18 protein-coding genes are annotated in these 19288 nt (G+C 63.8%); 12 read left to right on the top strand and 6 right to left on the bottom strand.

What is annotated here, in order from left to right:
- Positions 1-45 precede the first annotated feature (45 nt).
- The 4 genes from KZO25_RS05245 to KZO25_RS05260 all read left to right on the top strand — a co-directional run bounded on the left by KZO25_RS05245 (position 46) and on the right by KZO25_RS05260 (position 2299).
- Positions 46-237: a tautomerase family protein gene (locus KZO25_RS05245; protein ID WP_066451554.1), complete on the top strand. Its 192-nt coding sequence runs from the start codon at positions 46-48 to the stop codon at positions 235-237.
- A gap of 38 nt (positions 238-275) precedes the next feature.
- Positions 276-509, top strand: a complete 234-nt coding sequence (locus KZO25_RS05250) for a hypothetical protein (RefSeq protein WP_066451555.1) — start codon at positions 276-278, stop codon at positions 507-509.
- Between the two features lie 102 nt (positions 510-611).
- Entirely contained in the window at positions 612-1361 is a 750-nt protein-coding gene (locus KZO25_RS05255) for a creatininase family protein (RefSeq protein ID WP_223136162.1), read from the top strand.
- A gap of 101 nt (positions 1362-1462) precedes the next feature.
- On the top strand, positions 1463-2299 hold the full coding sequence (locus KZO25_RS05260) for an alpha/beta hydrolase (RefSeq protein WP_223136163.1): 837 nt from the start codon (positions 1463-1465) through the stop codon (positions 2297-2299).
- 52 nt (positions 2300-2351) lie between these two features.
- Here KZO25_RS05260 and KZO25_RS05265 read toward each other — a convergent pair whose 3' ends face one another.
- Positions 2352-3080 carry a YebC/PmpR family DNA-binding transcriptional regulator gene (locus tag KZO25_RS05265; RefSeq protein ID WP_066451566.1) on the bottom strand — a complete coding sequence of 243 codons (729 nt, stop codon included), beginning with the start codon at positions 3078-3080 and terminating at the stop codon, positions 2352-2354.
- 156 nt (positions 3081-3236) lie between these two features.
- Between KZO25_RS05265 and KZO25_RS05270 the strand changes: the two genes are divergently transcribed.
- The 3 genes from KZO25_RS05270 (at position 3237) to KZO25_RS05280 (ending at position 5455) form a co-directional block, all read left to right on the top strand.
- Positions 3237-4430 carry a M24 family metallopeptidase gene (locus tag KZO25_RS05270; protein ID WP_223136164.1) on the top strand — a complete coding sequence of 398 codons (1194 nt, stop codon included), beginning with the start codon at positions 3237-3239 and terminating at the stop codon, positions 4428-4430.
- A gap of 55 nt (positions 4431-4485) precedes the next feature.
- Complete coding sequence (locus KZO25_RS05275) at positions 4486-5067, top strand: rhomboid family intramembrane serine protease (protein WP_201025335.1); 582 nt, start codon at positions 4486-4488, stop codon at positions 5065-5067.
- A gap of 166 nt (positions 5068-5233) precedes the next feature.
- Positions 5234-5455 (top strand): hypothetical protein, encoded by a 222-nt coding sequence (locus KZO25_RS05280; RefSeq protein ID WP_066452407.1) that lies wholly within the window; start codon positions 5234-5236, stop codon positions 5453-5455.
- A gap of 52 nt (positions 5456-5507) precedes the next feature.
- Here KZO25_RS05280 and KZO25_RS05285 read toward each other — a convergent pair whose 3' ends face one another.
- Together KZO25_RS05285 and soxR are read right to left on the bottom strand one after the other, a co-directional pair.
- On the bottom strand, positions 5508-6143 hold the full coding sequence (locus KZO25_RS05285; RefSeq protein ID WP_066451571.1) for a glutathione S-transferase family protein: 636 nt from the start codon (positions 6141-6143) through the stop codon (positions 5508-5510).
- A 112-nt stretch (positions 6144-6255) separates the two neighbouring features.
- A complete protein-coding gene (soxR, locus tag KZO25_RS05290) occupies positions 6256-6705 on the bottom strand; it encodes a redox-sensitive transcriptional activator SoxR (RefSeq protein ID WP_223136165.1) in 450 nt (149 codons plus the stop codon).
- Between the two features lie 436 nt (positions 6706-7141).
- Here soxR and KZO25_RS05295 point away from each other — a divergent pair, with 436 nt between their 5' ends.
- The gene (locus tag KZO25_RS05295; RefSeq protein ID WP_223136166.1) at positions 7142-9034 is read left to right on the top strand and encodes an ABC transporter ATP-binding protein; all 1893 of its coding nucleotides are present in this window, start codon (positions 7142-7144) and stop codon (positions 9032-9034) included.
- 34 nt (positions 9035-9068) lie between these two features.
- On the top strand, positions 9069-9515 hold the full coding sequence (locus KZO25_RS05300; protein WP_223136167.1) for a RidA family protein: 447 nt from the start codon (positions 9069-9071) through the stop codon (positions 9513-9515).
- Positions 9516-9536: 21 nt separating this feature from the next.
- On the opposite strand, the gene KZO25_RS05305 is transcribed toward KZO25_RS05300, so the two are convergent.
- Positions 9537-10511, bottom strand: a complete 975-nt coding sequence (locus KZO25_RS05305; protein WP_223136168.1) for a LysR family transcriptional regulator — start codon at positions 10509-10511, stop codon at positions 9537-9539.
- 307 nt (positions 10512-10818) lie between these two features.
- Here KZO25_RS05305 and KZO25_RS05310 point away from each other — a divergent pair, with 307 nt between their 5' ends.
- The 3 genes from KZO25_RS05310 (at position 10819) to KZO25_RS05320 (ending at position 16697) form a co-directional block, all read left to right on the top strand.
- Positions 10819-12027 carry an efflux RND transporter periplasmic adaptor subunit gene (locus KZO25_RS05310; protein WP_223136169.1) on the top strand — a complete coding sequence of 403 codons (1209 nt, stop codon included), beginning with the start codon at positions 10819-10821 and terminating at the stop codon, positions 12025-12027.
- 85 nt (positions 12028-12112) lie between these two features.
- Positions 12113-15286 (top strand): efflux RND transporter permease subunit, encoded by a 3174-nt coding sequence (locus KZO25_RS05315; protein WP_223136170.1) that lies wholly within the window; start codon positions 12113-12115, stop codon positions 15284-15286.
- Positions 15279-16697 (top strand): efflux transporter outer membrane subunit, encoded by a 1419-nt coding sequence (locus tag KZO25_RS05320; RefSeq protein WP_223136171.1) that lies wholly within the window; start codon positions 15279-15281, stop codon positions 16695-16697. The genes KZO25_RS05315 and KZO25_RS05320 overlap by 8 nt, the downstream gene beginning before the upstream one ends.
- Before the next feature lie 56 nt (positions 16698-16753).
- Here KZO25_RS05320 and KZO25_RS05325 read toward each other — a convergent pair whose 3' ends face one another.
- On the bottom strand, positions 16754-18277 hold the full coding sequence (locus KZO25_RS05325; protein WP_223136172.1) for a methyl-accepting chemotaxis protein: 1524 nt from the start codon (positions 18275-18277) through the stop codon (positions 16754-16756).
- A gap of 168 nt (positions 18278-18445) precedes the next feature.
- Positions 18446-19207, bottom strand: coding sequence for an NAD(P)H-dependent oxidoreductase (locus KZO25_RS05330; RefSeq protein WP_223136173.1), 762 nt, complete (start codon positions 19205-19207; stop codon positions 18446-18448).
- Between the last annotated feature and the right edge of the window lie 81 nt (positions 19208-19288).

Below are 19288 nucleotides of genomic sequence, written 5' to 3' on the forward strand. Positions count from 1 at the left end.
TGTTTCGGCTGAGTATACAAGGCTTTGTTTCCGCAGGAGCCGACGATGCCCATCGTGACTATTCAGCAGTTTCCCCGTGACCTGGAGCAGAAGCGTGAGCTGGCGCGCCGTATCACCGAGGCCTTTACCGAGGTCTATGACGTGAAACCGGAAAGCGTTCAGCTTTTCTTCAGCGAGGTGGACGGCGAGAGCTGGGCGAAGGGTGGCGTGATGGGATGCGACAACACTCCCGGCTAAGCCCTATACACCATGACCGGATACAGGCAGTTCGTACCATGATCAGGCAAGAACAGAGAGAGTGGATCCAGGGACACCTGGAAGAGATAGTCACGGCAGTCCTCACTGCCTTCTTCACGGCATTGATGTTTCGTGTCGGATTGGGAATGCTGTTTTCTATCGTCACCGGGCTGGCCCTGGCTTATGGCATTCGCCTCATTGCCATGCGCCGGGTGGTGGCGTCGATTCGGCGGCGCATCCCCTGGCTGAGGGGGCCGACGAGCCCGGCCTGAGCAGGGGGGAGAAGTCGCCGGGGGAGGGTGGCAGGCAAGCGTTGGTGGCGGTGGCAGTCATAATTGTCGACACTGGGTTGCAGACAGCCCAAGGAGACAGACATGAAGCTGCAGCACGCCACCTGGCAGGAAGTGGAAGACTACCTGCAACGCGCCAGCGGGATCATCATTCCCATCGGCTCCACCGAGCAGCACGGCCCCAATGGCCTGCTTGGCACCGATGCGATCTGCCCCGAGAGCGTTGCCTGGGAGCTGGGAGCGCGCCACGATGTGCTGGTGGGGCCGACTCAGAGCATCGGCATGGCGCAGCACCACCTGGCTTTTCCCGGTAGCATCAGCCTGCGCCCCAGCACCTTGATCGCGGTGCTGCACGATACCGTGACTTCCCTGGTACGTCATGGCTTCACCCATGTTTTCTTTCTTAATGGACATGGCGGCAATATCGCCACCGTCAACGCGGCCTTCGCCGAGATCTACTCCGAGCGAAGTCTGCGTAGTGATGGCCAGTCGTCAGGTGCGCTCCATCTCGCCTTGAACAACTGGTTCGCCGGCCCGCGGGTGCGTGAGCTGGCCCAGTCGCTCTACGGTGATGCGGAAGGGGGCCATGCCACGGCATCAGAGGTGTCGCTCTCCTGGTTCGCTCGCCCCGAGGCGGTCAAGGATGTCGCCATGTCACCCCGTATTGCGCCCTCGGGCAGCGCCCAGTGCGATGCCGACGAGTTTCGTCGTCGCTTCCCCGATGGTCGTATGGGCTCGGACCCGTCACTGTCGCGGATCGAGCATGGTGAGCGCTTCCAGGCCGCGGCGGTCGAGGATACCTGGGACGCGTACCGCGCCTTTCTTGGGCAGTAGCGGGTCGCGTCTCGGGCCGCCTTGCAAAGGCCGCTGCGGGTTGCCATGGTCGTGGTGACATGCACGAGCTAGCGCATTGGGCCGGTCAGGGAGGCTAATGAATGCTGCGTATCCTCGTTTCGCTGGCGGCGATCTATGCCATCGTGGTGGCACTGGCGTGGTTCTTCCAGGATCGCCTGCTCTACCTGCCGCACATGGGGCGGGAGCACGTCGGAACGCCGGCGGACCGTGGCATGGCGTGGGAGCCGGTCGATCTCGAGACAGAAGATGGGTTGACGCTGGATGCCTGGTGGATACCGGCCGATGAAGCGCGTGGCAGCCTGCTGTTCTTTCATGGCAATGCCGGCAATATCTCTCATCGCCTGGATTCGATTCGCCAGTTCAACCGGCTCGGCCTGTCGGTGCTGATCGTCGACTATCGGGGCTATGGCCGCAGCGAAGGCAGTCCGTCTGAAGCCGGCACGGCCAGGGATGCCCGGGCCAGCTGGCGTTGGCTGGTCGCGGAGGCCGAGGTTCCGGCCGAGGAGATCGTACTGTTCGGGCGCTCGCTGGGGGCGGCCGTGGCGGCGGAACTGGCCGCCGGGCTGGCGCCCGACGTGAGCCCGGCTGCGGTGGTCCTGGAGTCACCCTTCCGCTCGGTACCGTCGCTGGGCCAGAGCCTGTACCCGTTCCTGCCGGTACGCTGGCTGGCAAACCTGGAATACGATACCGAGACCTCTGTGACCCGGTTCACGGCTCCGCTGCTGGCGATCCACAGCCGTGAGGATGAGATCATCCCCTTCTCCCAGGGCGAGGCGGTCTTCGAGGCGGCCAATGATCCCAAGGAGCTGCTGGTGATTCGAGGAGGCCACAACACCGGGTTCCTCGACAGCGAACCCGAGTACTCCGATGGCATCGACGCCTTCCTGGAGGAGCTGGCCGGCCTGCGACGGAACTGACGGAACTGCCTGCCAGGCCGACGTCAGCTCTGGTTCGTATCAACTGTTCGTATCAGCTGTTCGTTTGAACGTCGGCGTTATGGAACACGTTCTGAACGTCGTCCAGGTCATTGAGCGTATCGAGCAGCTTCTCGAACATGGCGACGTCGTCGCCTTCGACCGGCGTGGTGGTCTGGGGCACGAACTGGATCTCGTCGATCTCGAAGTCGAGCTCACCAAAGGCGTCGAGCAGGGCCTGCTTGGCCTTGGCATATTCGGTATGCGGTGCAAAGACGGTGATGTGGCCGTCCTCGCTTTCGATGTCGGTGACGTCCACGTCGGCTTCCATCAGCGCCTCGAGGGTGGCTTCCTCGTCGTCGCCGCTGAAGGCGAGAATCGCGCAGTGGTCGAACATGTGGCTGACGGTGCCGGGGGTGCCGAGCTTGCTCTTGGCCTTGTTGAAACAAGCCCGAACGTCACCGAAGGTGCGGTTCGGGTTGTCGGTCAGGCACTCGACGATGACCATGCAGTTGCCCGGCCCGAAACCCTCATAGCGTGCCGGCGAGAAGTCCTCGCCGCCCACGCCGCTGGCCTTGTCCAGCGCCTTGTCGATCACGTGCGACGGCACCTGGTCCTTCTTGGCGCGTTCGAGAAGCCCGCGCAGGCTCAGGTTGGCGGAAGGGTCTACACCCCCGGCCTTGGCGACCACGTAGATCTCACGCCCGTATTTACTGTACACCTTGGTCTTGGCGGCGGCCGTCTTGGCCATGGATTCCTTGCGGTTCTGAAAGGCCCTGCCCATAACGTTGTCCTGTTGCGTCTGACATGAAGCGGAATTCTACGAAACCGTTCCGGCATGGAACAGTGTTATTTCTTGGGGAAGCGGGGTGGCATGACGCGAGTCATGGCTACACTGTCGGGGTGAGTTGCATCCTACTCTGCCTGGAGCCCACCTCTCATGGACCATCATCAGTACCGTCATGCCTTGGCAGCCCACCTGCAGGCTGCCGAACTGGCCTTCCCCGAAGCCGAGTACGATGCGCGACAGGGGCGAGTCCGCGCCGCGATGGCGGACAGCGGACTGGATGCCCTGCTGGTCACCGATCCTGCCGACATCTACTACCTCACCGGTTACAACACCTTCGAGGTATCGGTGCATACCTGTCTGGTATTTTCGGCGGATCGCCTGGTGTTGCAGGTCCCCTCCATCGAGACCGGCCCGGCGGTGGTCACGGCCCGGGTTGACGAGCTGCTGGGCTATCGCTGGGAGGGTATCGAGGAGGTGCTCGAGCCCCTGGCCGAGACGCTATCGGGCTTTGCGGCCGTCGGCCTGGATCCCTTCAGCCCCACCCTGCGCCACGGCATCATCGGTCCTCTGCAGCAGCGCCTGGGGGCCGAGCGATTTCAGGATGGCGGCGGTGAGCTGCTGGACCGCATCCGCATCGTCAAGAGCGAGGCGGAGCTGGCCTGTCTGCGCGAGAGTGCGCGGATCACCTCGCGGGGGCTGGCTGCCGCCATCGAGGTCATTGCACCGGGCATGACCGACAACGATGTCGCGGCGGAAGGCGCCCGTGCGCTGCTGGCGGCGGGTAGTGAATTCATGAGCATGCAGCCCATCGTCACCACCGGGCGGCGTATCAGTGTGATCCACATGAACCACCAGCGTCACCGGATCGAGCCGGATGAGCCGGTGTTTCTTGAGTTCGGCGCTTCTTTCCGTCGTTACACGGCGCCTATGATGCGGACTGCGGTGGCAGGGCGTGCCAGCGGGGAGATGCAGGCCATGCGCGATGTCTGCCGCGCACTGTTCGAGGCACTGAGCGCGGCCATGCGGCCGGGCAACACCTTCGACGATGCCGCGAGGTCCGCGGAGTCGGTGCTGGCACCCCAGGTTGACCGGGTGTTTTTCTCGGGTGTCTTCGGCTATGCCGTGGGAGCACAGTTCCCGCCCAGCTGGGTCGAAGGCAGCGGCTATATCGCCCGTGGCCAGCAGCGGGAGTTCGAGGCAGGCATGGTCTTCCACCTGCCGCTCTGTCTGCGAGTACCGGGGGAGTGGGGCATCGGTATCAGCGATACCGTTCAGGTGACGCCCACTGGGGGCGTGCCGATCACCGATAACGATTGGCAGCTCAAGGAGCGTCCGGGGAGCTGAGGCAATTGCGTGCGAGGCGAAGGTCCATTCATCTTTCTGACCGGCAGGCCTGGCCATGGGCATGACGCTGGTCCTGGTCGTGGTGACGACGACGGTGAGCGTGCTGGCCTGGATGTGGCCGCGACTCTTCGATGCGCTGATCTATTGGCCGCCGGGTGTGTCCCGCGGCCAATGGTGGCGACTGCTTGGCCATGGTTTCATCCACGCCGACAGTACGCACTTGCTCTTCAACATGATCACTCTCTATTTCTTCGGCACCGTGATGGAGCTGGTACTCACCCCGCACATCGGTTCGGCGGGCTTCATCCTGTTCTATCTCTCCGGACTATTGGTGGCAATCCTGCCGACCCACCTGCGCCATCGGCACGACACGCGTTTTTACAGCCTGGGGGCGTCGGGGGCTGTATCGGCAATGCTGTTCGCCTATATCCTGCTGCGGCCCTGGTCGCTGCTGTTCGTCTTCTTCGTGCCGGTGCCGGCGATTGCTTTTGCCGTCCTCTATGTCCTCTATTCGTTTCGCGCCCAGCGGCGCGGTGGCGACAATATCAATCATAGCGCCCACCTCTGGGGTGGTGGCTGGGGCGTCGCCTTCATGCTCCTCCTGATGGGGCTCACGGAGATGGAGAGCGTGGCGTGAGCCGCCTTGTCGGGCGTTAGTCGGTCTTGCCAATCTCCGGCACTGTTCGCCACTGCCCAATCGGGTGATCTGGCTATACTGGGCAGTAAGGCAAGGGAGAGTTCTTTCCTGTGCCCGGTTGCGGCGCCAGAAGGTGCTGCTCACGTTTCAGCTCCAGGAGGGTGTCATGACACTGACTGTTACCGCCGATTACAGGGACTTGATGAAGGCCACCAATGCTTACGACGAGCTGGTATCCGAGGGCTATCCGCGCGAGAAGCTCTATTTCGACAGGGAGACGCACCAGGTCAAGGTCATCGTGCCCGATACCACCCGGCCTGAAGCGGAGGAGATCCTGAGGCGGCATGAGCCTGTTGAGCTCTGGGCGCGCCCCTTTGAAGAGGGTTAGGAGCCTGCCGAACGGCCAAATCCGACAGGCTCCTGGTACCGCGCTTGGTCGGTCAGGCGGGATGATGTTTCGCTACGGATGACATGGCCCGATCGTCCAGCTCGTTGGCGCGCCGAAACGCTTCGCGGTCACTGACCCGCGCCCAGTAGTCGACGAAGGCGGGGCATGACTCCAGGCTGCCGAACTGCAGGCCCCAGCCGATATGTGAGCCGAGGTAGACGTCGGCTGCCGAGAAGTGTGCGCCGGCGATGTATTCACTGACGCTGACCGCCTGTTCCAACGTTTCTAGCACCGCTTCGATGCTGCCGTACCCGACCCGAGCCTGCTGTTCGGTATTGGGCTCCATGCCGAGGTCCCGATCGGTCGTGGCGGCTTCCAGCGGCCCGGCCGCGAAGAATAGCCAACGATAATAGGCTCCGCGTGCGGTAAGCGGTGGGGCGAGGTCGGCCTCGGGGAAGGCATCCGCCAGGTAGGCGCAGATAGCCGCGCATTCGGTCACGATAGTCGTGCCGTGGCGAATCGCCGGTACCTTGCCCATCGGGTTGATGGCCAGGTAGTCGGGCGACTTCATGGCGGGGCCGTAGTCGATGAGTTCAGTGCGATAGGGCGCGCCGACTTCTTCCAGTATCCAGCGAGCGATACGACCGCGGGACATGGGGTTGGTATAGAGTACGAGGGAATCATGCATGACGGAACTCTCCATGTATTGCCCATGAAGATAGCAGGTCCACGGAGCAGTGTTATCGGACCGTTAAACGGTACCGGAACGGGGTGGAAGCCAACCGCTGATCAATCAAGGATCAATCGGGGTCCAGCAGGCGGGGGCCGGTTCCTTCATCGGCCAGTTCGTCCTGCGGATTACGCAGCGGGCAGTCGTTCATCGAAAGGCAACCACAGCCGATACAGTGATCGAGCTGGTCACGCAGCCGGGTCAGCCGGGCAATACGATCGTCGAGTGCATGTCGCCAGCGGGCGGAAAGGCGCTGCCAGTCGGCGGCGGTGGGGGCCCGGGATGCGGGAAGCGTCTCGAAGGCCTGGCGTATCTCGGCCAACGAGATACCGGTCCGCTGAGCGACCTTGATGATGGCCACCCGTCGAAGCACATCGCGGCTGAATCGCCGCTGGTTGCCGGCGTTGCGGCGACTGCTGATCAGGCCCTTGGTCTCATAGAAGTGGATGGCCGAGACCGCCAGACCACTGCGCTCAGCCACCTCGCCAACGCTGAGCTCCCGGTGCAGGTGTGACTGCATTGCTGTATCTCCGGTCATTGCCTGGCTGCTGTTGTAATGATTGCTGTAACGATTGTATTGACGATAGCTTTAACGACTGATTGTTCTTGCGATTGTACTTGAAATGGTTATGGCCACTGGACTGATCATTGCTCAAGCGGCCGTAACCTTCGTTGTTTTAACGTGCGGGGCTGAGGTTGGCAAGGAACACTCCAGACGTTGCAACAAGTGCTTGTGAAGCAAAGTATTCTTGGCATCAGGTTTCGTGATGGATTCCATGACGATTATTGATTTCCCATGTGGCGGGGCGGCCTCTACTTTGAATTCTCTTCAAATGGCTGTGTTGTTTCCAAATTCTTTATCTTGACCTCTACTTAGCTTGAGGTTTTAACCTGCAGGCTACACCCGGGTTGAGCTCAGTGCTCGGCCCGCTGATTTTCTGCTGATGGATAATGTCATGTTCCGTTTCTTTGAAACCCTGGTGAACCCTTACCCGGCGGGTAAGCCCGAGACGCCTCCGAGGGGGCTCCTGCCCTTCATCCTGCATTTTTCGCGGCCGGTGCTGCCGCTGCTGATCCTGATGTCGCTGCTCACGGCACTGGTGTCGGCCGCCGAGGTGCTCTTTTTCAGCTATCTCGGCGAGCTGGTGGATTGGCTGTCGGATGCCGAGCGTGAGGGGTTCTTCGCCGAACACGGTTGGCGCCTGGGAGCCATGGCGGCAATAGTGGTGATCGGGTTGCCGCTGCTGGTATTGCTGCAGTCCCTGCTGACCCATCAGGCGATCTTCGGCAACTATCCGATGATCGGTCGCTGGCTGGCGCATCGGCACATGCTCGGGCAAAGCATGGCGTTCTACCAGGACGAGTTTGCCGGGCGGGTCTCGCAGAAGGTGATGCAGACGGCGCTCGCCATCCGCGAGACGGTAATGAAGCTGTTGGGACTGCTGGTCTATGTGGTCGTCTACTTCGGCGGTGCGATGCTGCTCATGGGCATCGCCGAGCCCTGGCTGATGCTGCCCCTGGTGGCCTGGCTGGCCGGATACATCGCGATCATGTGGATATTCGTGCCGCGGCTGCGCCGGGTCTCCATGGAGCAGGCCGATGCCCGTGCCCGCATGACCGGCCGTATCGTCGATAGCTACAGCAATATCCAGACCATCAAGCTGTTCGCCGATACCCGGCGCGAGCAGGCCTATGCCCGCGATGCCATGGAAGGCTTCATGGTCACGGTGCATCGCCAGATGCGCCTGGCAACGCTGCTGTCGGTATGCCTGACGCTGCTCAACTCGCTGCTGCTGACGAGTGTCGCGGCCATGGCCATTGGTGCCTGGTACTTCCAGGCCATTTCACTGGGTGCCATCGCCGTGGCCATCGCCCTGGTGATGCGCATCCGCTTCATGTCCGACTGGATCCTGTGGGAGGTGGCGGGGCTGTTCGAGAACATCGGTACGGTGCAGGACGGCATCAACACCATCGCCCGGGAGCCGGCGGTGAAGGACCTGCCCGGTGCTGCCACTCTTACCGTGCCGCGTGGGGAGATCCACTTCGATGCGCTGCAGTTCGGCTATGAGCGTCCCGATGGTGAGGGTATTCGGGTCTTCGATGGCATGAGCCTGACCATCGCTCCCGGTGAGCGAGTTGGCGTCATCGGCCGCTCCGGGGCGGGCAAGTCGACCCTGGCCAATCTGCTGCTGCGCTTCTACGACCTGGAGGGCGGACGCATCGTGATCGATGGTCAAAACATCGCCGAAGTCACCCAGGAGTCGCTGCGACGCCAGATCGGGATGGTCACCCAGGACACCTCGCTGCTGCACCGCTCGGTGCGAGACAACATTCGTTACGGCAGCCCCCATGCCACGGAGGCGGAGGTCGAGGAGGCGGTGCGTCGTGCCCATGCCGATAGCTTCATCAACGATCTGGTGGATCTCAAGGGGCGTCGCGGCCTGGACGCCCATGTGGGAGAGCGCGGCGTCAAGCTTTCCGGTGGCCAACGCCAGCGTATCGCCATCGCCCGAGTGCTGCTCAAGAATGCGCCGATCCTGGTGCTCGATGAAGCCACGTCGGCGCTCGACTCAGAGGTGGAAGCGGCGATCCAGGAGCAGCTCTACACCCTGATGGAGGGCAAGACGGTGATCGCTATTGCACACCGGCTGTCGACCATCGCCATGCTCGATCGACTCGTGGTAATCGACGAGGGTCGAATCGTCGAGAGTGGGAGTCATCAGGAACTGCTGGCCCGCGATGGGCTCTACGCCGCGCTCTGGCGTCGCCAGTCCGGCGGTTTTCTGGGGCTGGACATTGACGCTGAGACAGAGCAACACCACGGCAGGCCGCTGGGCTTGGAATCCTGAAGCAAGTGCAACCCATGGCAGAAGGAGGGGAAACATGAAAGGCGTGGAGAGGGAGGTCATCAATCCGCGGGGGGTGCCGAATACGCTGCAGTACGGTTTCAGCCAGGCCGTCATGGTCAAGGGAGGCTATCGCGTTCATCTCTCGGGACAGGTTGGCGTCGATTCCCATGAGTGTCTGGTCGGGCCCGATCTCGAGGGTCAGACCTTCGCCGCGCTGGACAACATTGCGGCGATTCTCGGCACCTTGGGCGGCGAACTCTCGGACGTGGTGATGATGCGGATCTATATCGCCGAGCCCGCCCGCTACGACCAGGAGGACGTGATGCGGGCGCTGCTTGCGCGCTTTCCCCAGTCGCCGCCGGCCAGCTCCTGGCTGATCGTCAGTGGCCTCGCCGAGCCGGAATGGCTGGTCGAGATCGAGGCCGAAGCGGTATTGCCGGAAGAGGCCATGGGGCTGCGTCCGGTGAGGGCCCTGGCCTGATGAGTGGGGGGAGCCGGGTCGTCACGCGGGTTCGTCGAGTCTTTCAGCGGCGGCCGCCGGAGCCAATGGCTGCCATGCCGAAGAGGTTGCCTGGGTCTTGAGCTGCATGCGTTCGACCACGAAGTCGACGAAGGTTCGCACCTTGGGAGACACGAGCCGTCCGCCGGGGAAGACAGCGTGCATCTCGACCTCAGGACCTTCCCACTCCTCGAGTATGCGGCGTGGGCGCCGGGATTCGGCGCTGAGGCAGGCGACGAACTCGTTGGCCAGCATGATGCCCTGGCCATCTTCGAGCAGCCCCCGCAGGGCGAAGGGGTCATTGGCGATGGCCACCGGGTCGACGTCGACCTCCACGACTTCCTGGCTCCTGCGGTTGTGCAACTGCCAGACGTAGCGCTGGCCGCGCTGGTCCATGGATTTGGCCAGCACGGGGTGAGACGCCAGGTCGGCCGGGCTCCGGGGTTCGCCATGGCGGGCGAGGTAGGCTTCGCTGGCATAGACATAGGAGCGGTGACGGGCAAGCAGGCGTGCCACCAGGCTTGAATCCGGCAGGGCACCGACCCGGATGGCCACATCGATCTGGTTGGCGATCAGGTCGAGACGCTCATTGGAGAGCACCAGCTCGATGCGGACTTCGGGGTAGAGCTTGCGAAAGTCCTGCACCAACAGTGCCGTGAACTCGGTACACATGGTGAAGGGGGCTGTGACCCGTAGCCAGCCTCTCGGGCTCTCCTCGAGCTGATGGACCGCATTCTCCGCTTCGCCCAGGTCCCGGATGATGCGGTTGCAGTAGTCCAGGTAGATGGCGCCCGCTTCGGTCAGGCTCAGGTGGCGGGTCGTGCGGTTGAGTAATCGTGCGCCGAGGCGCTCTTCCAGCCCTTGAACCTTGCGGCTGACGGTGGTCTTTCCAAGGCGAAGCTGCTTTGCAGCGGCAATGAAACTGCCCTGCTCCACGACCTTGGCAAAGATCAGGGCGTCATTAAGGTCTTGTAGCATGGTCGTTGTCCTGTGCGTGCAAGCAATGTCAGGAGAGGGAAACACTGCGGGAAGAAGGACGAGGACGGCTGCACGGTAACTATCCCGTCAATGGGACAGTATTTCCCTCTCGCCCGGACTAATCAAGTGACCGGTAACACTATATCGTGGCGTTCGGAAAAGTTTGTAGTTGTCGATTAATAACGCCGGCAAACGATATTAATAGCGTTAGGAAAAAAGAGTTAAGAAAAGTGAGTCGATGCGAATGCAATACCGGCCGGCGCTGATAACGACTCTGCAAACTGCTACTTGGTGTTGGGAGGAAAAAATGAACGTCCACAAGATGTTCGGGAGTCGAGGGAGTCGGCAAACGCTCATGGTTATCGCCATGGTCGCCGGACTCTTCATGTTGGCGGGATGCGAAAGCCAGGCCGATCAGGAAGGTGCCAATCAGGGGCCGCCGCCGCCCCAGGTCAGCGTGGCCCAGGTTCTGGTCGAGAACGTGGAGCTGTGGGACGAATTCACCGGCCGAATCGAGGCGGTGGAAACGGTCGACCTGCGCCCCCGCGTATCGGGCTACATCGATAGCATCCACTACACCGAAGGCCAGGAGGTCGAGAAAGGGGACGTACTGTTCACCATCGACCCGCGCCCTTATCGCGCCGAGCTGGAGCGGGCCGAGGCCGAATTGCAGCGGGCCCGAGCCCGGGCCGAACTGGCACGCAGCGAGGCCGCCCGGGCCGAGGCGCTGGCGCAGAGTCGTTCGATCTCGCGCGAGGAGCTGGACCAGCGGCGCTCGGCGGCCGCCACGGCGGAGGCCGACATCCTGGCCGCTCAGGCCAGCGCCGAGACAGCCAGGCTCAACTTGGCGTTCACCGAGGTTCGCGCCCCCATCGGCGGGCGTACGGGGCGGGCGATGGTCACGCCGGGCAACCTCGTTTCCGAGGCCACGCCGTTGACCCGTATCGTTGCCCTGGATCGGGTCCACGTGCATTTCCACAGCGACGAGCGGGCCTATCTGCACTACGACGCCATGGCGCGCAACGGCAGCCAGGCGAGCTTTCGCGGGGGTGGCATACCGGTGCGTGTGGGCCTGGCCAATGACGAGGGCTACCCCTACCGCGGCGAGGTCGACTTCGTCGACAACCACCTCGATGCCGAGGCCGGCACCATCCTGACCCGTGCCGTGCTTGATAACAGCGAGGGGCGCTTCGCCCCGGGCATGTATGCACGCGTTCAACTGCTGGCGGGGAGTGCCGAGAACAGTCTGCTGATCGACGACAAGGCGGTGCTCACTGACCAGGATCGCAAGTACGTCTACGTGGTCGACGGCGAGGGCCGGGCCATGCGTCGCGACGTGCAGCTCGGCCGCATGATCGACGGCCTGCGGGTAGTGGCGGCCGGCCTCGAGCCGAATGACAGGGTGGTGGTGAGCGGTGCCCAGCGGATCTTCTTCCCGGGCATGCCCGTGGCGGCGGAGAGCGTGGACATGCGCGGCTCGGGCGCGACAGCCGGTGAGTACGCCGCCATGCGCTGAGCCTTCACGACTCCAGCAATACCCATAACCCCTGAATGACATGTTTGGGGCGGGCGACTTGCCCGCCCCGGGAGGGAGTCTTGTCATGAATTTCGCCAAGTTCTTCGTCGACCGGCCGATCTTCGCCGCGGTGCTGTCGATCCTGATTTTCATTGCCGGCGCCATCACCATCCCGCTGTTGCCGGTCAGCGAATACCCCGACGTGGTGCCGCCAACGGTGCAGGTGCGCGCCATCTATCCCGGTGCCAACCCCAGCGAGATTGCCGACACGGTGGCCACGCCGCTGGAAGAGGCGATCACCGGGGTCGAGAACCTGATGTACATGAAGTCGGTGGCCGGCTCCGACGGCGTATTGGCGATGACGCTGACCTTTCGCCCCGGTACCGACCCCGATGAAGCCCAGGTCCAGGTACAGAACCGGGTCAGCCAGGCGCTGGCGAGGCTGCCCGAGGCGGTGCGCCGCCAGGGTGTGACCACCGACAAGCAGTCGCCCGACCTGACCATGGTGCCGCAGCTGATCTCGCCCGACGGCCGCTACGACAGCACCTACCTGCGCAACTACGCGGCGCTGCACGTGCGCGACGAGCTGGCGCGACTTGAGGGGGTGGGCCAGGCGATGCTGTTCGGCGCCGGGGACTACGCCATGCGGGTATGGATCGACCCTGACCGTGCCGCCGCCCGCGGGCTCACCGCCGGCGACATCATCGCCGCGATACGCGAGCAGAACGTGCAGGTATCGGCCGGCCAGCTCGGTGCGCCGCCGACACCGTCCTCGTCGGATTTCCTCATTTCCATCAATGCCCAGGGGCGCCTGACCACCGAGGAAGAGTTTGGCGACATCGTGGTCAGGGCCGGCAGCGATGGCCAGATCACCTACCTTTCGGACGTGGCACGTATCGAGCTCGGCGCCGCCGAGTATTCGCTGCGGGCGCTGCTCGACAACCAGCAGGCGGTGGCCATCGGTATCTTCCAGGCCCCCGGCTCCAACGCCATCGCACTCTCCGATGCGGTGCGCGAAAAAATGGATGAGTTGTCGGTGCGTTTCCCCGAGGGCGTGGAGCACACCATCGTCTACGACCCCACGGTGTTCGTGCGCGACTCGATCAAGTCGGTGATCAAGACCCTGCTCGAGGCGGTGCTGCTGGTGGTACTGGTGGTGACGCTGTTCCTGCAGACCTGGCGCGCCTCGGTGATTCCGCTGCTGGCGGTGCCGGTGTCGATCGTCGGCACCTTCGCCGTGCTCCACCTGCTGGGTTTCTCGATCAATACCCTGACCCTGTTCGGCCTGGTGCTGGCCATCGGCATCGTGGTCGACGATGCCATCGTGGTGGTGGAGAACGTCGAGCGCAACATCGAGGAGGGGCTGGCCCCGCTTGCGGCGGCCCATCAGGCCATGCGCGAGGTGAGCGGGCCGATCATCGCCATCTCGGTGGTGCTGTGCGCGGTATTCGTGCCGATGGCCTTCCTCGAAGGTGTCACCGGCCAGTTCTACCGCCAGTTCGCGGTGACCATCGCCATCTCCACGGTGATCTCGGCGATCAACTCGCTGACGCTGTCGCCAGCGCTCGCCGCGCTGCTGCTCAAGCCCCACGATGCGCCCAAGGACCGCCTGTCGCGGCTGATCGACTTCCTGTTCGGCTGGCTGTTCCGCCCCTTCAACCGCTTCTTCAATGCCAGCTCCAAGGGCTACCAGGGCGGTGTGGCGCGCAGCCTGCGCCGGCGCGGCGCGGTGTTCGCCGTCTATGCGCTGTTGCTGGCGGGTACCGGCGTGATGTTCCAGATGGTGCCGGGCGGGTTCATCCCCACCCAGGACAAGATGTACCTGATCGGCGGGGCCAAGCTGCCGGAAGGCGCTTCCCTCGACCGCACCGAGGCGGTGATTCGGCGCATGACCGACCTGGCGCTGGAAACCGAAGGCGTGAGTTCGGCGGTGGCCTTCCCCGGTCTCAACCCGCTGCAGTTCACCAACACACCCAATACCGGCACGGTGTTCTTTGGCCTCGATCCGTTCGAGTCGCGCTCGCGCAGCGCCGATGAGATCGTCGCCGAACTCAATGGCAAGCTCGGTACCCTGCAGGAGGCGTTCAGCTTCGCCTTCACCCCGCCGGCCATCCTCGGCATCGGCTCGGGGTCGGGCTTCTCGCTGTTCATCCAGGATCGCGCCGGGCTGGGTTACGGCGAACTGCAGCAGGCCGTCGATGGCTTCAGCGGCGCGTTGATGCAGGCGCCGGGCATGGGCTATCCGATCACCTCCTACCAGTCCAACGTGCCGCAGCTCGACCTGCACGTCGACCGGGTCAAGGCCAAGACCCAGGGCGTGGCGCTGACCGACCTGTTCGAGACGTTGCAGGTCTACCTCGGCTCGGTCTACGTCAACGACTTCAATCGTTTTGGCCGCACCTGGCAGGTGATGGCCCAGGCCGACGGTGACTACCGCATGGACGTGGAGAACATCGAGCGTCTGCGTACCCGCAACGCACATGGCGAGATGGTACCCATCGGCAGCATGATCCGGGTCGACCAGACCTTTGGCCCCGACCCGGTGATCCGCTACAACGGCTACCCGGCGGCGGACCTGATGGGCGAGGCCGACCCACGGATGCTGTCGTCGAGCCAGGCGATCGAGGTGGTCGAGCAGCTCGCCCCGGCAGTGCTGCCGGCGGGCATGTCCTTCGAGTGGACCGACCTGAGCTACCAGCAGGTCAACCAGGGCGGGGCGGCGCTGGTAGTGTTCCCGCTGGCCATCCTGCTGGTGTTCCTGGCGCTGGCCGCGCTCTACGAGAGCTGGACGCTGCCGCTGGCGGTGATCCTGATCGTGCCGATGTGCATGCTCTCGGCGCTGATCGGGGTGAAGCTCACCGGCGGCGACAACAACATCTTCGTCCAGGTGGGCCTGGTGGTGTTGATCGGCCTGGCGTGCAAGAACGCCATTCTGATCGTCGAGTTCGCCCGGGAGCTGGAGATGCAGGGGCGAGGCATCGTCGAGGCGGCCCTGGAAGCCTGCCGCCTGCGCCTACGGCCGATCATCATGACCTCGATCACCTTCACTGCGGCGGTGGTGCCGCTGATGCTGGCCGGCGGCGCCGGTGCCGAAGTGCGCCAGGCGCTGGGCACGGCGGTATTCGCCGGCATGATCGGCGTGACCCTGTTCGGCCTGTTCCTGACCCCGGTTTTCTACGTCGCCCTGCGCAAGCTGGTGTCGCGCGGGGAGGCACAGCCTCTTGAAGCGCTGTCCACGGAGGGCTCCTCCCATGCATAACCCGACACTGCGCAACCTGCTGCTGTTGCCGCTCACTCTCATGCTGGCCGCCTGCGCGGTGGGTCCCGACTACCGCACACCGGAGCTGCCGGCACCGCAGGCGCGTGCCGAACCGGAGCTCGTCACCGCCGAGCCGGTCGAGGTCGAATTCTGGCAGCGCTTCGAGGACCCGCTGTTGACCCAGTTGGTGGAGGATGCCCTGGGTGCCAACCATGACCTGCGGATCGGCCTGGCTCGCTATGACCGTAGCCGCGCTCTGCTGCGCCAGAGTCGCCAGGATCTGCGCCCCGGGGTCAATGCCGAAGCCGGCGCCGCACACCAGCGCTTCAGCGCCGATCAGATGCCAGGGGTGTCACGCACCGACCGCGACAGTGAGAGCTTCGATGCCGGGGTGAGCGCCTTCTGGGAGCTGGACTTCTTCGGCCGCGTGCGACGTGGGGTGGAGGCCCAACGGGCCGAGGCCGAGGCCAGCGCCGCCGACCTGCGTGCCCTGCAGGTCGTGGTGGTCGGCGAACTGGTCGACCATTATTTCCAGCTGCGCGGCGTGCAGGAGCAACTGCGGGTGGCCCGAGCCAACGCCGACAATCAGCGCGAGTCGCTCAGGCTGGTGAATGCGCGACTGGAGGCGGGGCGAGGCACCGAGTTCGACAGCGTGCGCGCCAGAGCCCAGCTGGAGAATACCCTTTCACGTATTCCCGCCCTGGAGGGGGAGGTTGCCGCCCGGGTCCATCGCATCGCCGTATTGACCGGCAAGGAACCCGGGGCACTGGTGGCCACCCTGGAGCGGCCGACCCCCTTGCCCGCGTTGCCGGTACAGGTGGCGACCGGTCTGCCGGGGGACCTGCTGCGTCGACGCCCCGATATCGCTGCCGCGGAGCGCCGTCTCGAGGTCGCCAGTGCGCGCATCGGTGTTGCCACTGCTGATCTCTACCCACGCTTCACCCTGACCGGGCTGCTGGGCACCCAGGCGGCCAGTACCGGCGACCTGTTCGGCCGCGACAGCGAGACACGCCTGGTGGCACTCGGTGTGGACTGGTCGTTTCTCGACCGGGAGCGGGTGCGGGCGCGAATGGCCGCCGCCGATGCCGATTCCGACGCCAACCTGGCGCACTATGAACAGACGATCCTTCTGGCGCTGGAGGAGACCGAGACGGCGCTCGCCCGCTACGCACAGGCGCTGCGCGAGCGCGAACACCTGGTCGATGCCGCCGAGGCCAGCGCCGAGGCGGCCCGGCAGGCGCGGGTTCGCTTCGACGTCGGGGTCATCGACTTCCTGCAGGTCATCGACGCCGAGCGCTCGCTGCTGGAAGCGGAGGACAGCCTGGCGCGCAGCCATACGCGATCGGCTACGGCACTGGTGGGACTCTACCGAGCGCTGGCGGGTGGATGGTCCCTGCGCGAGTCGGCCTGAGGCTCAGGCGAAACTTTGTGGTCTGGCCAGGGGCTGAGCCCCTGGCCAGTGACACGTCATGACACCAGGGCGGGAGCGTGAAAAGAGGCGGAGGAGGGGGCCTGTAATTTCGGCTCATCGGGCTTTGCCATGCTTAGCTGGGCATTGCTTTCGTGAAATGTGAACTCGTTGATGGAGGCCATGAGCGACGTTGCCACTTGTGCCAGGTGTTCGGCCAGTCGATGGGCGTCTTCCAGTGAGTGTGCCGAGCGCTGGATCGAAGACTGCATCTCGCCGACGCTTGCGTCGAGGTCCTCAATGCCAAGGTGTTGCTGGGAGGTGGCATGGTCGATTTCGGCGAGGCGTGAGGCCACCTCCTGGAACGTTTTCATGACTTGTTGCATGGTCTGGTCGACATCCTGGGTCTGTTGTACGCCGCTGCGTACGCCTGTTTCAGTCTGTTGTACGCGCTCGCGGATCCTGCCGGCGGTTTCGCTGGTTCGTTGCGCCAGCGTGCGAACCTCGCTTGCCACCACGGCAAAACCACGGCCATGCTCGCCGGCCCGCGCAGCCTCTACGGAGGCATTCAGCGCCAGCAGGTTGGTCTGAAAGGTAATATTGTCGATCTCGCCCAGCAGGCTGGCAATGTTCCTGGCGTTCTCCTCCAGCAGTTGCATTGCGTCGCGCAGTGAGGCGGCCTTTGCCCCACCGCTCTTGGCGGCGAGCTCGGCCTCGCTGGCCAGCTGTCTGGCCTGGGAGGTTTTCTCGGCACTTTCACGGGTGGTTGTTGCCAGCTGTGTGGCTGCAGCGGAAACGCGCTCCACCTGGGCCGTATTGTGACTTGCCTGGCTTCGCACGCTGTCGTGCGCCTTGAACAACCCGTCACCCAGCGTATTGACCTGCTTTGCCGCCTCACGCGCTACGCCTAGGGTGCCGGTCAGCTTCTGCTGCATGTTGCCGATGGAAGCAATGGCGGGTCGCGTCAGTTGCTCGCTGGAAAGCGACATATCCAGCCGGCCTTCGCTGGCGGCTTCGGCAAATTCGCAGACCGTCAGGCTATCGTCCACCATGTGACGCAGCTCACGGGCCAGAAAGCCAAGCACCACGACCTGGGCCACCACGGCGCCGGCATGCATCAGCAGACAGGCAATGAGGCTGGCTTCTTCCCCGTGGCTGCCGACGCTCTGGTAGAGGTGGACATGCCCGCCATATTGCAGCCAGGTGAAGAGCGCATGGTGTACGGCGATGACCAGACCACCGAAAGCAATGACTCGCCAGTCGCTATATAGGATGAGTACTGCCAGCATGATGAAGATGCTGAAGTGCGCCTCGATCATGCCGCTGCTCTGTTCGATCAATACTATCGACAGGCCCATGAACAGGGCTGCCTTGATAAAGCCATTGACGATATGACCGGGCAGCTTCCATTGCACCAGGGCGGCCAGCGGGAAGGCGGTCACTGCAAATATCACCGCAAGGCCAAGTGTACCGGTGGCAAGCCCGACGGCCAGGCACAGCAACAGGTGGGCAAAGGCGGGCAGCCACATCAACTGATCGGTGCGTTGATGATGGCGCTGGATGGTAAAGGCTGGCTGAGACATCGGGATCCCTCTGGCGGTGCGAGTCAGCATTAGCGATTCATTGTATATTGATTCTTTGGTGTACAGGATCCGTACAATGACGCGTTAATTTCTCTATCGGCCAGGATGAGGCCAACTTTAGCGCTGGCCGACATGCAGCGCATCGCCGAGGTCGACGGTTCGGGCGTCTCACAGCTGCCAGATATCGGGATGCCCCGCCTTGAGCACGCCCTGATCGTCCCAGTCGTTCCAGCCGGCGAAGGAGATCGGCGCCTCATTGTCGAGCCCTTCCAGCCGTTGCGCCCAGGCTGCCTTCTCGGCCTCCAGGCGCTGGCGGAATGTCGCCTCCGCTTCGTAGCTCAACCCGCCGCCCTGAACGCCGTAGGTGACCTGGGGGGGCAGCACGCTGACACCGAGGTAGTAGAGCGAATAGTGGATCGGCCACAGCAGCGTCACGATATGGCCGCTGCGACCGTGTCGGGTGAAGGTGGGCGCCGGGGCGCCGGTGGTCACCGAGAGCATCACGCGCTTCTCCAAAAAGCGCCCGCGGTCGTAGCGCATCCGGCCGGAGTAGAGCCCGCCGTAGACGAACACCCGGTCGAACCAGCCCTTGAGCATGGCCGGCTGGGCGTGCCACCACAGCGGGAACTGCAGGATCACCAGGTCGGCGCGCTCGAGCCGCTCGATCTCGCGCTGCACGTCGGCGGGTAGGGTGCCGCTCTCGAAGGCGTGGCGCTGCTCGGTGAGCGGAAAGAAGGTATCGGGTTCGCAGCGCCCGGGGTAGTGCGCTGCTCCCTCCACCGGATCGAAGCCTTCGGCGTAGAGGTCCGAGACCTCGACGCTGTAACCCTGGCGCTGCAGGGTGTCGACGGCGACATCTTTCAGGGCGCCGTTGAAGGAGTAGGGCTCAGGGTGGCAGAACACGATCAGGGCATGATGGGGGCTATGCATTACAGGGCTCCGGTTCGTTGGCTACGGTGCATGCCCTCAGGCTATGCTGTACGAAGACGAACTGAAATTACCCAGAAATGA

The organism is Halomonas sp. ANAO-440 (assembly GCF_019915905.1).
GTDB lineage: Bacteria > Pseudomonadota > Gammaproteobacteria > Pseudomonadales > Halomonadaceae > Halomonas > Halomonas chromatireducens.

What these genes read in the sequence shown, in the direction of transcription:
- KZO25_RS05245 (WP_066451554.1), top strand. Translation starts at nt 46, where the DNA reads ATGCCCATCGTGACTATTCAGCAGTTTCCCCGTGACCTGGAGCAGAAG.
- KZO25_RS05250 (WP_066451555.1), top strand. Translation starts at nt 276, where the DNA reads ATGATCAGGCAAGAACAGAGAGAGTGGATCCAGGGACACCTGGAAGAG.
- KZO25_RS05255 (WP_223136162.1), top strand. Translation starts at nt 612, where the DNA reads ATGAAGCTGCAGCACGCCACCTGGCAGGAAGTGGAAGACTACCTGCAA.
- KZO25_RS05260 (WP_223136163.1), top strand. Translation starts at nt 1,463, where the DNA reads ATGCTGCGTATCCTCGTTTCGCTGGCGGCGATCTATGCCATCGTGGTG.
- KZO25_RS05265 (WP_066451566.1), bottom strand. Translation starts at nt 3,080, where the DNA reads ATGGGCAGGGCCTTTCAGAACCGCAAGGAATCCATGGCCAAGACGGCC.
- KZO25_RS05270 (WP_223136164.1), top strand. Translation starts at nt 3,237, where the DNA reads ATGGACCATCATCAGTACCGTCATGCCTTGGCAGCCCACCTGCAGGCT.
- KZO25_RS05275 (WP_201025335.1), top strand. Translation starts at nt 4,486, where the DNA reads ATGGGCATGACGCTGGTCCTGGTCGTGGTGACGACGACGGTGAGCGTG.
- KZO25_RS05280 (WP_066452407.1), top strand. Translation starts at nt 5,234, where the DNA reads ATGACACTGACTGTTACCGCCGATTACAGGGACTTGATGAAGGCCACC.
- KZO25_RS05285 (WP_066451571.1), bottom strand. Translation starts at nt 6,143, where the DNA reads ATGCATGATTCCCTCGTACTCTATACCAACCCCATGTCCCGCGGTCGT.
- soxR (WP_223136165.1), bottom strand. Translation starts at nt 6,705, where the DNA reads ATGCAGTCACACCTGCACCGGGAGCTCAGCGTTGGCGAGGTGGCTGAG.
- KZO25_RS05295 (WP_223136166.1), top strand. Translation starts at nt 7,142, where the DNA reads ATGTTCCGTTTCTTTGAAACCCTGGTGAACCCTTACCCGGCGGGTAAG.
- KZO25_RS05300 (WP_223136167.1), top strand. Translation starts at nt 9,069, where the DNA reads ATGAAAGGCGTGGAGAGGGAGGTCATCAATCCGCGGGGGGTGCCGAAT.
- KZO25_RS05305 (WP_223136168.1), bottom strand. Translation starts at nt 10,511, where the DNA reads ATGCTACAAGACCTTAATGACGCCCTGATCTTTGCCAAGGTCGTGGAG.
- KZO25_RS05310 (WP_223136169.1), top strand. Translation starts at nt 10,819, where the DNA reads ATGAACGTCCACAAGATGTTCGGGAGTCGAGGGAGTCGGCAAACGCTC.
- KZO25_RS05315 (WP_223136170.1), top strand. Translation starts at nt 12,113, where the DNA reads ATGAATTTCGCCAAGTTCTTCGTCGACCGGCCGATCTTCGCCGCGGTG.
- KZO25_RS05320 (WP_223136171.1), top strand. Translation starts at nt 15,279, where the DNA reads ATGCATAACCCGACACTGCGCAACCTGCTGCTGTTGCCGCTCACTCTC.
- KZO25_RS05325 (WP_223136172.1), bottom strand. Translation starts at nt 18,277, where the DNA reads ATGTCTCAGCCAGCCTTTACCATCCAGCGCCATCATCAACGCACCGAT.
- KZO25_RS05330 (WP_223136173.1), bottom strand. Translation starts at nt 19,207, where the DNA reads ATGCATAGCCCCCATCATGCCCTGATCGTGTTCTGCCACCCTGAGCCC.